This is a genomic window from Blastococcus haudaquaticus, from assembly GCF_900230285.1.
Classification (GTDB): Bacteria; Actinomycetota; Actinomycetes; order Mycobacteriales; family Geodermatophilaceae; genus Blastococcus_B; species Blastococcus_B haudaquaticus.
Genome location: NZ_OCNK01000001.1, coordinates 37,431 through 51,825, shown reverse-complemented (window position 1 = coordinate 51,825; position 14,395 = coordinate 37,431). Strand labels below are relative to the sequence as shown.

At 73.7% G+C, this 14,395-nt stretch carries 18 protein-coding genes and 1 pseudogene; 16 read left to right on the top strand and 3 right to left on the bottom strand.

Going from position 1 to position 14,395, the window contains the following annotated elements; translation table 11 throughout:
* Window positions 1–40: 40 nt before the first annotated feature.
* The 5 genes from CRP30_RS00275 to CRP30_RS00255 are packed head-to-tail and all read left to right on the top strand — an operon-like array spanning window position 41 to window position 3,501.
* Complete coding sequence (locus CRP30_RS00275; protein ID WP_097181994.1) at window positions 41–340, top strand: DUF6507 family protein; 300 nt, start codon at window positions 41–43, stop codon at window positions 338–340.
* Entirely contained in the window at window positions 337–1,749 is a 1,413-nt protein-coding gene (locus tag CRP30_RS00270) for a WXG100 family type VII secretion target (protein ID WP_097181993.1), read from the top strand. The genes CRP30_RS00275 and CRP30_RS00270 overlap by 4 nt, the downstream gene beginning before the upstream one ends.
* Window positions 1,719–2,360 carry a hypothetical protein gene (locus CRP30_RS00265; RefSeq protein WP_143278378.1) on the top strand — a complete coding sequence of 214 codons (642 nt, stop codon included), beginning with the start codon at window positions 1,719–1,721 and terminating at the stop codon, window positions 2,358–2,360. The genes CRP30_RS00270 and CRP30_RS00265 overlap by 31 nt, the downstream gene beginning before the upstream one ends.
* Window positions 2,361–2,368: 8 nt before the next feature.
* Window positions 2,369–2,968 (top strand): hypothetical protein, encoded by a 600-nt coding sequence (locus CRP30_RS00260; protein WP_097181991.1) that lies wholly within the window; start codon window positions 2,369–2,371, stop codon window positions 2,966–2,968.
* A complete protein-coding gene (locus tag CRP30_RS00255) occupies window positions 2,965–3,501 on the top strand; it encodes a hypothetical protein (protein WP_097181990.1) in 537 nt (178 codons plus the stop codon). Before CRP30_RS00260 ends, CRP30_RS00255 begins: the two co-directional genes overlap by 4 nt.
* Before the next feature lie 15 nt (window positions 3,502–3,516).
* Here the strand turns inward: CRP30_RS00255 and CRP30_RS00250 are convergent, their stop codons facing one another.
* The gene (locus CRP30_RS00250; RefSeq protein WP_159961476.1) at window positions 3,517–4,494 is read right to left on the bottom strand and encodes an SDR family oxidoreductase; all 978 of its coding nucleotides are present in this window, start codon (window positions 4,492–4,494) and stop codon (window positions 3,517–3,519) included.
* Window positions 4,495–4,603: 109 nt separating this feature from the next.
* Between CRP30_RS00250 and CRP30_RS00245 the strand changes: the two genes are divergently transcribed.
* Window positions 4,604–4,966 carry a YraN family protein gene (locus CRP30_RS00245; RefSeq protein WP_097181988.1) on the top strand — a complete coding sequence of 121 codons (363 nt, stop codon included), beginning with the start codon at window positions 4,604–4,606 and terminating at the stop codon, window positions 4,964–4,966.
* On the top strand, window positions 4,963–6,483 hold the full coding sequence (locus CRP30_RS00240) for a YifB family Mg chelatase-like AAA ATPase (RefSeq protein WP_097181987.1): 1,521 nt from the start codon (window positions 4,963–4,965) through the stop codon (window positions 6,481–6,483). Before CRP30_RS00245 ends, CRP30_RS00240 begins: the two co-directional genes overlap by 4 nt.
* An 80-nt stretch (window positions 6,484–6,563) precedes the next feature.
* Here CRP30_RS00240 and CRP30_RS22390 read toward each other — a convergent pair whose 3' ends face one another.
* Entirely contained in the window at window positions 6,564–6,896 is a 333-nt protein-coding gene (locus tag CRP30_RS22390; protein ID WP_097181986.1) for a hypothetical protein, read from the bottom strand.
* Here CRP30_RS22390 and CRP30_RS23465 point away from each other — a divergent pair.
* The 7 genes and pseudogenes from CRP30_RS23465 to dapA all read left to right on the top strand — a co-directional run bounded on the left by CRP30_RS23465 (window position 6,852) and on the right by dapA (window position 11,508).
* Window positions 6,852–7,115: a magnesium chelatase subunit ChlI family protein gene (locus CRP30_RS23465; protein ID WP_500784481.1), complete on the top strand. Its 264-nt coding sequence runs from the start codon at window positions 6,852–6,854 to the stop codon at window positions 7,113–7,115. The genes CRP30_RS22390 and CRP30_RS23465 overlap by 45 nt on opposite strands.
* Window positions 7,116–7,202: 87 nt before the next feature.
* Window positions 7,203–7,370, top strand: a complete 168-nt coding sequence (locus CRP30_RS22385) for a hypothetical protein (protein ID WP_159961473.1) — start codon at window positions 7,203–7,205, stop codon at window positions 7,368–7,370.
* A 20-nt stretch (window positions 7,371–7,390) separates the two neighbouring features.
* Window positions 7,391–7,498, top strand: a pseudogene (locus CRP30_RS23175) (magnesium chelatase subunit ChlI family protein); the annotation flags it as partial.
* Window positions 7,495–8,736: a DNA-processing protein DprA gene (gene dprA, locus CRP30_RS00230; RefSeq protein WP_235003076.1), complete on the top strand. Its 1,242-nt coding sequence runs from the start codon at window positions 7,495–7,497 to the stop codon at window positions 8,734–8,736. The pseudogene CRP30_RS23175 and the gene dprA, both read left to right, overlap by 4 nt.
* A 31-nt stretch (window positions 8,737–8,767) precedes the next feature.
* Window positions 8,768–9,703 (top strand): tyrosine recombinase XerC, encoded by a 936-nt coding sequence (locus tag CRP30_RS00225; RefSeq protein WP_097181984.1) that lies wholly within the window; start codon window positions 8,768–8,770, stop codon window positions 9,701–9,703.
* A gap of 93 nt (window positions 9,704–9,796) precedes the next feature.
* On the top strand, window positions 9,797–10,606 hold the full coding sequence (whiG, locus tag CRP30_RS00220; protein ID WP_097181983.1) for an RNA polymerase sigma factor WhiG: 810 nt from the start codon (window positions 9,797–9,799) through the stop codon (window positions 10,604–10,606).
* A gap of 2 nt (window positions 10,607–10,608) precedes the next feature.
* Entirely contained in the window at window positions 10,609–11,508 is a 900-nt protein-coding gene (gene dapA, locus CRP30_RS00215) for a 4-hydroxy-tetrahydrodipicolinate synthase (protein ID WP_200814481.1), read from the top strand.
* Here the strand turns inward: dapA and CRP30_RS00210 are convergent.
* Window positions 11,480–12,022, bottom strand: a complete 543-nt coding sequence (locus tag CRP30_RS00210) for a M23 family metallopeptidase (RefSeq protein WP_097181981.1) — start codon at window positions 12,020–12,022, stop codon at window positions 11,480–11,482. The two genes, dapA and CRP30_RS00210, sit on opposite strands and share 29 nt — an antisense overlap.
* 304 nt (window positions 12,023–12,326) lie before the next feature.
* Between CRP30_RS00210 and rpsB the strand changes: the two genes are divergently transcribed.
* Both rpsB and tsf read left to right on the top strand, forming a co-directional pair.
* A complete protein-coding gene (rpsB, locus tag CRP30_RS00205; protein ID WP_097181980.1) occupies window positions 12,327–13,271 on the top strand; it encodes a 30S ribosomal protein S2 in 945 nt (314 codons plus the stop codon).
* 105 nt (window positions 13,272–13,376) lie between these two features.
* Window positions 13,377–14,192, top strand: coding sequence for a translation elongation factor Ts (tsf, locus tag CRP30_RS00200; RefSeq protein WP_097181979.1), 816 nt, complete (start codon window positions 13,377–13,379; stop codon window positions 14,190–14,192).
* The last annotated feature ends 203 nt before the right edge of the window (window positions 14,193–14,395 follow it).

The window sequence follows — 14,395 nt, the reverse complement described above, 5'->3', positions numbered from 1 at the left end:
CCATTAGGTTCAGTAACGGTCCTACGGAGGAGGAGCGCGCGTGGCTGATCTGGAGGTCGATCTCGACCTGCTCGGCGAGACCGCCGGAAGTCTCGGCATGCTCATGCACGAGTTCGAGCGGGCGTCCGACATCGTCGAGGACGCAGAGACCGCGATCGGCCGCAACGCGCTGCTCGACGAGATGCGCGAGTTCGTGGACGACTGGAAGCACAACAGGGAGAAGCTGCTGAAGTCGCTCCAGGCGGTGTACGAGGCGGCCAGCAAGAGCCGTGAGGCCTACATCCAGGCGGACAACGAGCTGGCTCAGTCCATCCAGACCGCGACCGAGGCACCCCGATGAGCGTCAGCCCCGTGCCGCCGGCCTCCTTCGATCCGGTCGACGACCGCAACGGCGTCCCGGGTGATGCGGGGGCCGTCGGCGACCTCGCCCGCCGCTACGCCAACACAGCCGCCGAGATCGAGAGCCAGGCGGCCCACCTGCGGACCCTCACCTCGCAGGCGCGGAGCAGCTGGAAGAGCGAGGCGGGGGACAACTTCGTCTCCGTCGCCGGCGATCTCTCCGAGCGCATCGTGAAGGCCCAGGGCCGCTACGAGGCGGCCGCGCGGGCGCTGAACCAGTACGCCGACGGGCTCGCCGACGTGCAGACCGACGCCTACGACGCCGTGCGCCGCGCCCAGGCGGCCGAGGACGAGCAGCGCGCCCTGCGCAACTCCGACCCGACCCCCGCGGGCGCCGGCGCCACCCCCGAGCAGGTCGCTGCGGCGGGGGAGGCCCGACGCCTCCACGACAACGCGGTGCAGGCAGCCGGTGACCGGCTCTCGACGGCGACGTCGGACTACCGCGAGGCGGTCGAGGAGTACCACCGCATCGCCCGCGATGCGGCCGGCATCCTCCGGAACGGCCGGGACGACGACGTCGCCGACGGGTGGTGGGACCGCAACGCCGGCTGGATCTCCAAGGTCCTCGACGTCCTGTCCGCGATCGCCCTCGTGCTCACCATCGCCGCCGTGATCATCGCCGTGGTCGCCACCGGTGGCACCCTGCTCGCCGCTCTGGTGCCCCTCCTGCTGGCCGGCAGCACGCTCCTCACGGGGGTCTCGCTGCTCGGCCATACCGCGCTGTGGGCGACCGACAACGGCTCCTTGAGCGACGTCCTGTGGGACCTCGCCGGCGTGCTGACCCTGGGCCTGGGCAAGGGCGTCACGGCCGGTGCCCGCGGCCTGCTGAGCGTCGCCTCGCGCACCGGTGGCCGCGTCGCCGGAGCGCGGGCCGGCCGTGCGGCGTTCAGCGCGGCCGGCCGGTCCTCGCTGCTGTACGACGTGGGCCGGTTCGTGCCCTTCGCCCGCCCGGTGATGAGCCTGTCGCCCGGTCTGCGTGCCTCCTTCGGCGCCGCGGACTCGGCGGCGGCCACGGCGTCGGCGGGGGTGGCGACGGCGGCGGCGACGGCCGCCAGCAGCGGCCTCACCCGCGGCCTGGCGATGGCCGACCTCCCCACGGCCCAGGCGCTGTCGGCGATCAACCACGTCCGGCAGACCGTCGGGAACAGCGCACAGCTGTCGGTCCTCACCGGCCTGGCCGGGGCGATGGTCGTCGGCGGCACGACCGTGCCCGGCGTCGTGACCAACGGCAAGTCGGCCCTCGACATCCACACGAACTTCTTCGCCGAGCCCGCCCAGGAGGCGCGCGACCAGGCGGCGCGCGCCGACATCGTCGACCAGTGGTCCATGCCCCTGTCGCCGCACCGATGACGGCTGCCGAACGGATCGCCCGGGACTTCACGCTGCTGCTCCCACCCGGGTGGGCGCGCATCCCGCTCGACGGCCGGGTACCGCTGCGGGTGAAGAACCTCGTCACCGAGCGGGTGGCCGACGTCCCCGTCGAGCAGCGCGAGACCCTGCGCGCCGCGCTGACCCGGGAGCTCACCGCCGTCCTCGAGTCGGCGGCCCGCCAGGGCGGCCTGGACGTACTGCTCAGCGTCGCCCCGGTCGCGGGTCAGCCCGTGCCCGCGTCCGGCCTGGTCACCCATCTGGCGGGCCAGGGGAACGGCGACGCGCTCGACTCCCTCGTCGGCACCCTGGCCGCCGGCTCGGGCACCTCGAGCGTGCGCGAGATCGGCGTCGTGGAGGTGGCCGCCGGGCCGGCGGTGCGCCGGCTCACCACGCGCCGGGAGAGGGTCGACGGCCAGGGCGACCTGCCCGGCGGCGTCCTCACGGTCACCCAGGTCGACTACTTCGTGCCGTTGCCCGGGACGAGGGACCTGCTGGTGCTCACCTTCACCACGCCGATCGAGCAGCTCGCACCGCCCCTCGTGCAGCTCTTCGACGTGATGGGCGGCAGCCTCCGGTGGGTGACCAGGTGAGCGATGGGGTGAGCGATCAGGTGGGCGATCAGGTGGGCGACGGCCCCCCCGACATCGTCGTCGACTACCCGGCCGGATGGGCCCAGGTGTCCGCGGACGACGACATCGCCGGCTGGGCGCCCGCGGCCGCTGATCAGCTGTGGGCCTCGTCCGGGCAGCCCTACAGCGCGCTGGACGTGCAGGTCCTGGGCGCCCAGCTGGAGATCATGGCGCGCAGCGCCTTCGTCGTTCCCTGCTTCGGGGCCTTCGTCTTCTGTCCCGAGCTCGCCCGCGGTCCTCGTGCGGTGTTCCGGCTCAGCGGCCTCCGCTTCCCGCGGGGCACCCCGGACGACCGGATCGTCGACGACATCCTGCTGCCGGGGGGCCAGCAGCTCGTCGAGCCCCAGGTGGAGCACCTGTCCGGCCCCGGTCTCCGACGCTTCCGGGTGCGCCAGCGGGCGTGGACGGAGGAGTCGCGCGCGCTGTCGGACTTCATCGCCTACGTGTTCCCCTTCGAGAGCGGGGGATGGGTGCTGTCCACGTCGCTGCCCGACCCGCGCGAGGCCGAACGCTGGCTGCCCCATTTCGACGAGCTGGCCGCTGGGGTCCAGTGGCAGGAGGTTCCGTGAACGCCGTCGAGATCCGGCCCGGCATGCCGGACATGAGCTACTTCAAGGGCACGCCCGACCGCGAGCCGGCACTGCGGCGCTGCCGGCTGGTGGTCGACCGCTCGGCGGGAACCGCGACCTGGGTGGGTGACGGACTCCGGGAACGGCGGGTGGACCTGACCCTGGGGGAGGGTCCCGGTCAGCTGGCCGAGCTGGTCCGGGTCGTCTACCCGTGGTTCTTCCTGTCCGACGAGCTCGCCGGCCGGCTGCTCCTCGTCGACTCCGGCGGCCGCGTGCTGGCGCGCAGCATGCGGGCGTCCCAGCGCATCTTCGAGCAGATGTGGCCCTTCGACGTCCTGGACGCGAGCGGCCTCCCCGTGCGCGAGGAGCGGTTCGCCAATTCCCGGCGACTGCAGCAGGCTCATCGCGGAGCCGCTCCCGACTGGCCCATCACCGCCGGTCGGGGCTGGATGCTGCTCACCAGCATGTCCGGGGCCGTCCTGGTGGTGGGGTTGTTCGCGTTGTTCGTGGTCCTCACGGGCTGGTCGGCCTAGCCGTCCTCGTGCGGATCACCGGGTCGGCGGCAGTGCCGCCTTCGCCCGGAGGATCTCCTCGACCGTCCGCAGCTGGCCCAGCCCGAGCTGCCGTGCGGCCTCGGTGGTGTCCCAGTCGGTACCGGACGTGGCCAGCAGCCGGTTGAGCGCCAGGACGCCGGCCAGGGACGGCGCGACCGGCGCGAGGACCGTCGACAGGACGGCGTAGCCGCCGGCGGGCTGGCTGACGACCCGGACCCGGCGGCCGAGCACCCGCTCGTAGATGCCGGCGACCTCGGTCCAGGACAGCGCCTCCGGGCCACCGAGGTCGAGCGGTCCCTCGCCGGTCTCCGGCCGGACCGCTGCGGCGAGCCCGGCGGCCGCGTCGTGGACCGACAGGAACGCCTGCCGAGTCGAGGCCGGCCCCGGCACCAGCATCAGGCCGCGCCGGTCGATCGTGGCCCCGGTGAGCCGCCGGAAGCGCCGGAGCGTGGGATAGGCACGACCGAGGGTCGTCCGGTTCTCACCCCGCAACGGCAGCTCGCTGCCGACGAGGGCCAGCCACACCTCGGTGAAAGGTGGCATCCGCAGCGACAGCCAGGACATGCCGGAGTGCTCGAGCAGCCGCTCCGTACGTCGCTTGGTCCGGGCCACGGGGACCCGCTCGTCCAGCGGTGTCCGCGGCACGCTGGCGACCACGAACCGCTGCACGCCGGCGCGTTCCGCTCGCCGCACCAGTTCCGCGTGACCGGTGTCCACGAGGGCGGCGCTGTCGCCGCGCCGCACGGGGGCCATCGCGTTGGCCGTGGACGCCACCGCCGTCACCCCCTCGAGGGCCGCGTCGAGCGTGTCCGGGGAGCCGAGGTCGGCGACGGCCAGGGCCGCCCCGGTCGCAGTGAGATCCGTCGCCGTCGCCGGGTCGCGGACCATCGCGCGCACCGGCTGGTCGGCCGCCCGCAGCCGCCGCACGACGAGGCTGCCCACCTGTCCCGTCGCGCCCACCACGAGGATCACGGTGCCCTCCTCGCGTCGTCCGGCCGGTCGCACGTCCACAGCCGGGTGTGCCGTCCACAGGTTCCCACGCGCTCTGGACCCGACTCCCCGGTCGGGCGACGGTCGACCGGTGTCCACCACCACCTCCGAACTCGGCGTCCACGGCGAGCGCATCGCCGCCGCCTACCTCACCTCGGCCGGTCTCCGGCTGCTCGACCGCAACTGGCGCTGCCGGGAGGGCGAGCTCGACATCGTCGCGCGTGACGGCGACGCCCTCGTCTTCTGCGAGGTGAAGACCCGGCGCGGCGTCGGCTACGGGCATCCCGTCGAGGCCGTCACCCCCGCCAAGCAGCGGCGGCTGCGCACCCTGGCGCACCGCTGGCTGGCCGCGCACGACGAGCACGCGCCGGAGCTCCGGTTCGACGTGGTGGGCGTGCTCGTGCGCTCCGCGCGGCCGGCGGTCGTCACCCACCTCCGGGCGGCCTTCCTGTGACGCTCGCCCGCACCTGGTCGGTGGGTCTGGCCGGGGTGCACGGCGCCATGGTGGAGGTCGAGGTCGACATGGCCCAAGGGGTGCCGCACGTCGCCCTGGTCGGCCTTCCCGACGCGGTGGTCCGGCAGTCGGTCGACCGCGTGCGTGCGGCCGTCGTCAACGCCGGGGCGAGCTTCCCCCAGCGGCGGATCACGATCGGGCTGTCGCCGGCCTCGATGCCGAAACAGGGCAGCGGGTTCGACCTGGCACTCGCCGCGGCGGTCCTCGCTGCGTCGGGAGTGGTGCCCCGGGAGTCGGTCGACCGGCTGGTGCTGCTGGGCGAGCTCGGACTGGACGGATCGGTGCGCGCCATCCGCGGCGTCCTGCCGGCCGTGCTGGCGGCGGCCCGTGCCGGGCACGCCCAGGTCGTCGTCCCCGCTGCGAACGCCGACGAGGCCGCGCTGGTCGACGGCGTGGAGGTGCTGGCGGCCGCGACGCTCGCCCAGGTCCTGGCCCACCTGGCAGGACGGGAGCGCCTCGCCGCGCACGTCCGCGGCCCGGTGCCGGAGCCGCCGCCACCGCTGGATCTGGGCGACGTCGTCGGTCAGGCGGCAGGACGACGGGCGGTCGAGGTCGCCGCCGCGGGCGGGCACCACCTCTTCCTCGCCGGGCCGCCCGGGGCCGGCAAGACGATGCTGGCCGAGCGCCTGCCCGGCCTCCTCCCGCCCCTGGACGAGCAGGCCGCGCTCGAGGTGACCGCGATCCACTCGGTCGCCGGAACGCTCCCGACCGGGGCACCGCTGGTCACCCGGCCCACCTTCGAGGCGCCGCACCACTCGGCGACCATGGCGGCGCTGATCGGCGGTGGCTCCGGCCAGATCCGCCCGGGCGCGGTCTGCCGAGCCCACCGCGGGGTCCTCTTCCTGGACGAGGCGCCCGAGTTCCCGCGCGCGGTGCTGGACACCTTGCGCCAGCCGCTGGAGCGCGGGCAGGTGACCATCCAGCGGGCCGCGGGCTCCGCGACGTTCCCCTGCCGGGCGCAGCTGGTGCTCGCCGCCAACCCGTGTCCGTGCGCGAGCGCGGCCGGCGACACCGCCTGCACCTGCAGCCCCCTGGAGCGACGGCGCTACCGGTCCCGCCTCTCCGGGCCCCTGCTCGACCGCATCGACCTCCGGGTGGATCTGCCGCCGGTCACGCGCGCCGCCTGGCTCGACGGGGTGGGGCAGCCGGAGTCGACGGCCGCGGTGGCCCGGCGGGTGGCCGTGGCGCGGGCGGCGGCGGGGGAGCGGCTGGCGGGGACCGGCCTCGCCGTCAACAGCCAGGTCCCCGGGCGGCTGTTGCGGGAGCGGTTCGCCGTACCCCGCCCGGCGCTGCGGCTGGCCGAACGGGCGCTGGAGCGAGGTGCGTTGTCGGTCCGCGGCTTCGACCGGGTGCTGCGCGTCGCTTGGACGATCAGTGACTTGGCGGGCCAGACGGTTCCCGGTCCGGACGACGTCGCCGAAGCGCTCGGCATGCGGCTACAGCGGGCGGCGGCGTGACGGGCAACGAGGATCTTCCAGCCCACACGTGCTCGATTGCGGCGCTGGAAGAGTCAGGTCCTACTAAGGGCTCGTGTCGCTCAGCAATGGCCGGTGAGCAGAAGAAGAGGCCGCCCCTCCTCGTCCTCCCAACGCCCCGCCGTCCACTCGATCTGGCCCTTGCGGCGCGGCTGTTCGGTGATGACGTGCGGCCGGACGGTCTGCCACTGCTCCTGGGCATCGACGCCGTCGAACCAGTCGAGTTGACTGCCACCCCAGTAGAAGAGGACCAGCGGCGCGCCTTCCGTCACCAGACGCTCGGCGTCCTTCCTCTTGGCCCGACTGGTGCGTCGGGAGTACCGACGAGTGTCCGGGCCAACGAGCCAGCCCTGTTCGACTTCGCGCCACTGTTCGTCGCTCAGACCCGTACGCACGCCCACATCCTGAGGCACACAGCTGCCGCCTTCGGGAAGGCACCTCGCTCGTCGTCGCAGCGGGGGAGGCCCCTCCGCTCGACGAGGCCGCGTCACTTCTGCGAGATCGTTGTCCTGCGGGTCGCATGGACTCTGAGCGACTTGGCAGGGCGCGCGGTTCCCGGTCCCGATGAGGTCGCCGAGGCACTGGGGATGCGGTTGCAGCGGGCAGCGGCATGAGCCGCCACGATGCCCGCCTGACCCACTCGGGGTTGACGGCTCATCGGGCGCTGTGTGGCATGGCTGTCGCATCGCTACGGTCTGACCATGTCGTACTGGTCCGGCGCTGTTCGTCGGGTGATCCCTGCGTTGCTCGTCGGCGTGGTCGTGGGACTGGTGTGCCTGCTCGTCTGGGACCCGACCGCGGCGCTCGTCGTGGGGGGAGCGACGTTCTTGGCAGCAACGTTGCTGCCCGTCAAACAGCCCAAGAGGTAGCCGACTTCGGCTACTCCGTTGTCCAGCGGGTCGCATGGACGTTGAGCGATCTGGCCGGCCGCACGGTGCCAGGTGCCGACGAGGTCGCCGAAGCGCTCGGCATGCGCCTCCAGCGGGCGGCGGCGTGAGCCTGGACGAGGACCTCGACGAGGCGCGTGCCGTGTCGGGCGCCGGCCCGGGACTGCGCCGCGCCCGCGCGTGGCTGAGCCGGGCGGTGGAGCCGGGGACGATCGACTTCTGGCGCTACGTGGAGGACGCCGGCCCGGTCGACGCGGTCCGCCGACTCCGCTCGGGGCAGGCGCCTGCATCCATCCGCTCGCTCGTGGGCGCTCGCGCGGGCGAGGACGCCACGCTGGCCGATCTCGCGCGTGCCGAGCGCTGCGGTGCCCGGCTCCTGGTGCCCGAGGACGACGAGTGGCCGGCGCTGCCGCTCCAGGCGCTCGCGCTCGCCGTGTGCGACGAGCCGATCGAGCGGAGGGAGCAGTCGGACCGGACGAAGGCCCTGGTACCGCCGCTGGCGCTGTGGGTCCGGGGTCCGGCCCGGCTCGACGAACTGGTCGACCGGTCGGTGGCGATCGTGGGATCGCGGGCCTCGACCGCGTACGGGGAGCACGTGGCGGCCGAGCTCGGGCACCAGCTGGGCGAGCGGGGCTGGACGGTCGTCTCCGGCGGCGCCTACGGCATCGATGCTGCCGCGCACCGCGGAGCGCTCGCGGCCGAGGCGCCGACCCTGGCGGTCCTGGCGTGCGGCGTGGACCGGCCCTACCCGGCCGCGCACGGGGCGTTGTTCCACCGCATCGCGGAGACCGGGCTGCTGGTCAGCGAGTGGCCACCGGGCTGTGCGCCCCTGCGTCACCGGTTCCTGGTCCGCAACCGCCTGATCGCCGCGCTCACGCGGGGAACCGTGGTGGTGGAGGCAGCCGCCCGGTCCGGCGCTCAGGCCACGGCTCGCCGCGCGCAGGACCTCGGCCGCCAGGTGCTCGTCGTGCCGGGCCCGGTGACCAGCGCGATGAGCGTGGGTTGTCACGAGCTGCTGCGCGACGAGGAGCTGCGTGCGGTCCTGGTGAGCTCCGCGGCGCACATCATCCAGGCCGTGGGCCGGATCGGCGACGACCTCGCGCCGCCGCTGGTGGGGCCCTCCTCGCCCAGGGACGGGCTGTCCGACGTGGCCCTCCGCGTGCTGGACGCCTGTCCCGTCCGCACCGGTGTATCGCCGGACCGGCTGGCCGCCGTCGCGGGATGCGACGTCCTGGACGTCCTGCGGGTGCTCCCGGCGCTGGAACTGGCCGACCTGGTCGAGTGGACCGGCACCGGCTGGCGGCTGCGGCCGCCCGCGGGGAAGGGGGGTCGCGGCGCGGCGGCTTGACGGGCGGGAGGCGCCGTCGGACTGTTCCCCGATGAGCGCGGGAACGGCGGAGACGCGGGCGGCGCTGCCGACAGCGCTGGCCGCCGCGCTCGAGGGCTACGAGGACCACCTGCGCACTCAGCGGGACCTGTCCGACCACACCGTCCGCGGGTACGTGACCGACGCGGTCAGCCTGCTCGACCACCTGGCCCGCCGGGGCGGCGGACAGGTCCACGACCTCGACCTCGCGACGCTCCGCAGCTGGCTGGCCCAGGGGCGGACCCGGGGGCACGGCCGGGCCACCACCGCCCGGCACGCCGCGTCCGCCCGCTCGTTCGCCGCCTGGTTGCGCCGGGCCGGCCTCATCCCCGAGGACGTCGGGCTGCGGCTGGTCAGCCCCAAGGCGCACCGCACCCTTCCGGACGTCCTCGCCCCCGACCAGGCGCGGGCGGTCGTCGAATCGGCCGCCGGCGCCGAGGAGCCGATCGGGCTCCGCGACGCGGTGGTCCTGGAGCTGCTCTACGCCAGCGGCATCCGCGTCAGCGAGCTCGTCGGACTGGACATCGACGACGTCGACCGCAGCCGTCGGCTGCTGCGGGTGCTCGGCAAGGGTGGCAAGGAGCGCAGCGTCCCGTACGGCGTCCCCGCCGAGCAGGCCCTCGACGCCTGGCTGACCCGCGGCCGCCCCGCGCTGGCCGTTCCGGGGTCCGGTCCGGCCCTGTTGCTCGGGGCCCGCGGGCGACGTCTGGACCCCCGCGAGGTGCGGCGGACCGTGCACTCCGCGGTCGCCGGCACCGACGGTGCGCCCGACATCGGCCCGCACGGACTGCGGCACTCGGCCGCCACGCACGTGCTCGAGGGCGGCGCCGACCTGCGGTCGGTCCAGGAACTGCTGGGCCACGCTAGCCTCGCCACCACCCAGATCTACACGCACGTGACGGTCGAACGGCTGCGGGCGGTGCACGCTCAAGCACACCCGCGGGCTTGAGAGGCGGGCCGCGCTGCCGATACGGAAGTGCAGTGGCCACGACGGGGCAGGACCACAGCGCAGGACCGACGACCAGTACCGAGGAGCGCGACCGTGCCTGAGGCGACCATCCACCGGCTGGACGAGTACGACGAGTCCCGCGAGGACACGGACGCGATGCTCGCGCGGCTGTGGGCCGACTACGTCGCCGACCGCGACCCCGGGCTGCGCGACCGGCTGATCCTCCACTACGCGCCGCTGGTCAAGTACGTCGCCGGCCGCGTCGGCAGTGGTCTGCCCGCCCACGTGGAGCAGGCCGACCTCGTCTCGTACGGCACCTTCGGGCTCATCGACGCGATCACCCGGTTCGAGCCCATGCGCGAGGTCAAGTTCGAGAGCTACGCGATGGCCCGGATCCGCGGCGCGATCATCGACGAGCTGCGCAACACCGACTGGATCCCGCGGTCGGTGCGCATGAAGGCGCGCCAGTTCGAGCGCACCGTCGCGGACCTGGAAGCACGCCTCCACCGCACCCCGACCGACGAAGAGGTCGCGGCCGAGATGGAGATGGACGTCGAGGACATCCGGAAGTTCCTCGGCCAGCTGTCCCTGGTCAACGTCGTCGCCCTCGACGAGCTCCTCACCGACGACGACGGCGGCTCCCCGAGCCTCGGCGACACCCTGCAGGACTCCAGCGCCCTCGACCCGCAGGCCATGGCCGAGCACGGCGAGGCCCGGCAACTGCTGGCCCGTGCCGTCGAGCAGCTGCCGGAGCGCGAGAAGGTCGTCGTCAGCCTCTACTACTTCGAGGGGCTCACCCTGGCCGACATCGGCCGAGTCCTGGGCGTGACCGAGAGCCGCATCTGCCAGCTGCACACCAAGGCCGTGCTGCACCTGCGCACGAAGCTCGCCGACATCGCCTGAACGTGGCGGCCCGGCGAATGCTCCAGGGTGTCCTCGTCCCGCTGATCACGCCGTTCGACGACTCGGGGCGAGTGGACGTCGCGTGCCTGGAACGCCTCGCCGCCGAGTCGCTCGACGCCGGTGCGGCCGGAATCGTCGCACTGGGGACGACGGGCGAGGCCTCGGCGCTCGACGAGGAGGAGCGGGCCCAGGTCGTCGCCGCGTGCGCACGGGTCTGCGGTGACCGGGATGCGCAGCTGATCGTCGGCGCGGGCACCAACGACACCCGGACGACGATCGCGCGCCACGAGCAGCTCGCCGAGTTCCCCGGCGTCGCCGCATCGCTCGCGGTGGTGCCCTACTACGTGCGGCCGTCCGAGCCGGGGATCGTCGCCCACTTCGCCGCCGTCGCCGACCGGTCGCCCGTCCCGGTCGTCCTCTACAACGTCCCGTACCGGACGGGCCGGGGGCTGGGGCCCTCGTCGCTGCTGGAGCTCGCGGCACACCCGAACGTCGTCGGCGTGAAGCAGGCCGTGGGCGGCCTGGACGCCGACACGCTGCGGTTGCTGGCCGAGGCGCCGGCGTCCTTCGCGGTCCTCGGCGGCGACGACGCGTACCTGTTGCCCACCGTGCTCATGGGCGCCGTGGGCGCGATCGCCGCGGCCGCCCATCTCCGCACGTCGGACTTCGTGCAGATGGTCGACGACGGTCGGGCCGGCCGCGTGGTCGCGGCCCGCGCCCGCGCGGAAGCCCTGCTGCCGGTCGTGCTGGCGGCGTTCGCCGAGCCGAACCCCGCCGTCATCAAGGGGGTCCTGCACGCCCAGGGCCGGATTCCGACGCCGGACGTGCGGCTGCCGCTGACCAACGGTTCGCCCGCGGCCGTCGACGCCGCCCTCACCGCGATCCAGGCCGGGCACCGCTGACCCCCTCCCACGGGAGCAGGCGCACCCTGGGCGGGCGCAGGAGCAGCAACGGGTCCAGGTAGCGCTCGCCCCGGCGCAGCCCCCAGTGCAGGCAGGCCTGCACCGGGCACCCCTCGTGCCCGGTCGCGAGGGTGCCGACGGGGGAGCCTCGCGCGACCACCTGCCCCGCGGCGACGGAGGCGTCGACCGGCTCGTACGTCGTCCGCAGGCCGTCGACGTGGTCGATGCTGATCACCGGTCGTCCGGCCACCGGGCCGGCGAAGACGACCACCCCGTCCCCGGCCGCCAGCACCAGCGCCGACGGCGTCCCCGCGAGGTCGGCCCCGCGGTGCCCGGCCGCGTAGGGGTGGGGGAGCTCCTCGAAGGGCCGGGTCACGATCAGGTCGCCGTCCAGGGGGCCGGTCCAGTCGGCACCGGACGCCGGCGGTGTCGGGGGCGGCGGGACCGCTGCCGCGGACACCGGCCCGACGACGAGGGCGATGAGCGCGAGCAGCGCCGGGACGCGGGACCACATGGGCCGAACCTGGCGTACCCGATGCCCCGAGGAGCGCGGTGGTGGGCGGTCTGTGGACCGGCTCTCCCGCTGGGGAAGGGTGCCGTCGGTGTCGCGTATGCTGTCCGGTGCGGCCCGTTCCGACGGGTCGACTTCGCGCGTCCTCCTCCCGCCGGATCAGGCGGGGCAGTCGCCACCTCGGTCCCGACGGGCAACCGCCGGGGGTGTGGCGCAGCCGGACGCCAGGGCGGTGCACCACCCGGTGCCCGCGACGAACCGAGAGTGCGCGCGGCCGCGGCCGCGCGCGGACAACAGAGAGGCTGCAATGGCAGTCGTCAGCATGAAGCAGCTGCTCGACAGCGGCGTGCACTTCGGGCACCAGACCCGCCGCTGGAACCCGAAGATGAAGCGATTCATCTTCACCGAGCGCAACGGCATCTACATCATCGACCTGCAGCAGACGCTCGGGTACATCGACAACGCCTACGAGTTCGTCAAGCAGACGGTCGCCCACGGTGGCTCGATCCTGTTCGTCGGCACCAAGCGTCAGGCGCAGGAAGTCGTCGCCGAGCAGGCCACCCGCGTCGGCATGCCCTACGTCAACCAGCGCTGGCTGGGCGGCATGCTCACCAACTTCCAGACCGTCTTCAAGCGGCTGGAGCGCCTCAAGGAGCTCGAGGACCTCGAGCAGACCGGTGCGCTGGTCAGCCTCTCCAAGAAGGAGCAGCTGGTCCTCTCCCGCGAGAAGGCCAAGCTCGAGCGCTCCCTCGGCGGTATCCGCGACATGAAGAAGGTGCCCAGCGCCATCTGGATCGTGGACACCAAGAAGGAGCACATCGCCGTCGGCGAGGCGCGCAAGCTGAACATCCCGGTGGTGGCGATCCTCGACACCAACTGCGACCCCGACGAGGTCGACTACAAGATCCCGGGCAACGACGACGCGATCCGCAGCATCGCCGTGCTGACCCGCGTGGTCGCCGACGCGGTCGCCGAGGGCCTCATGGCCCGCTCGGCCGCCCAGGCCGATGCCGGTCGCGGCGAGGCCGCCGAGCCCGCCGTCGGTGCCGGCGAGCCCCTGGCCGACTGGGAGCGCGAGCTCCTGACCGGTGGGGACGCCGCTGCTGCCCCGGCCGACGACGCCACGGCCACCCCGCTGCCCGAGACCCCGGCCGAGCCGCCCACGGTCACCGCTGAGGAGATCGCCCCGACCGCGGGCGTCCCCGCCACCGGCGACACGAGCACCGGCACCCAGGGCGCTCAGAACGGCTGAGTAAGGACCCCCTCGCAGCGACCCGCCGCTCGCACGCCGGCGGCGGGTCGCTGCGAGGGGCCTTCCAGGCCCACTCACGCACCCAGACTTCTGAGGAGAAGGAACATGGCTGAGTTCACCGCAGCCGCCGTCAAGCGTCTCCGCGACGCCACCGGCGCCGGCATGATGGACTGCAAGAAGGCCCTGACCGAGGCCGACGGCGACTTCGACAAGGCCGTCGAGCTGCTCCGCGTTAAGGGCGCCAAGGACGTCGGCAAGCGCCTCGAGCGCTCGACGACCAACGGCATCGTCGTCAGCAGGGACGGCGCGCTGCTCGAGCTCGACTGCGAGACCGACTTCGTCGCCAAGAATGCCGACTTCGTGAAGCTCGCCGAGCGCCTGCTCGACATCGCGCTCCAGACGCGGCCGGCCGACGCCCAGGCGCTGCTGGCCGCCGAGGCCGACGGCCAGACCGTGGCCGCGCTGGTCGAGTCGGAGTCCGCGCGCATCGGCGAGAAGCTCGTGCTCAGCCGGTTCGCCGTCTTCGAGGGCGACGTCGCGACCTACCTGCACAAGCGGGCCACCGACCTGCCCCCGGCGATCGGTGTCGCGGTGCAGTACAGCGGCGGCACAGAGGAGGCCGCGCGCAGCCTGGCGATGCACATCGCCGCCGCGCGTCCGCGCTTCCTCAACCGTGACGAGGTCCCGGCCGAGACGGTCGAGACCGAGCGTCGCGTCGCCGAGCAGACCGCGAAGGAGGAGGGCAAGCCGGAGCAGGCGATCGTCAAGATCGTCGAGGGCCGGGTCAACGCCTTCTACAAGGACTTCGTCCTGCTCGAGCAGCCGTCGATCACCGAGCCCAAGCGCACGGTGAAGCAGATCGTCGACGAGGCCGGTCTGACCGTCGAGCGGTTCGCCCGCTTCGAGGTCGGCCAGGCCTGATAAAGGACCCCCTTGCCCCCCCACCGCTCGCAGGCTCGCGGCGGGGCCCTGCAAGGGGGCCGTTCCAGCACGTGGCGTTCGGCCCCGCTCCCACCCCGGGAGCGGGGCCGTTCGTCCGCGTGGGGCCCTGCGGCGCCATGCGGCAGGATCGACCCACTGACTTCGAGCGAGGGATGACGCGCCTTGACCGACACCACACCTCC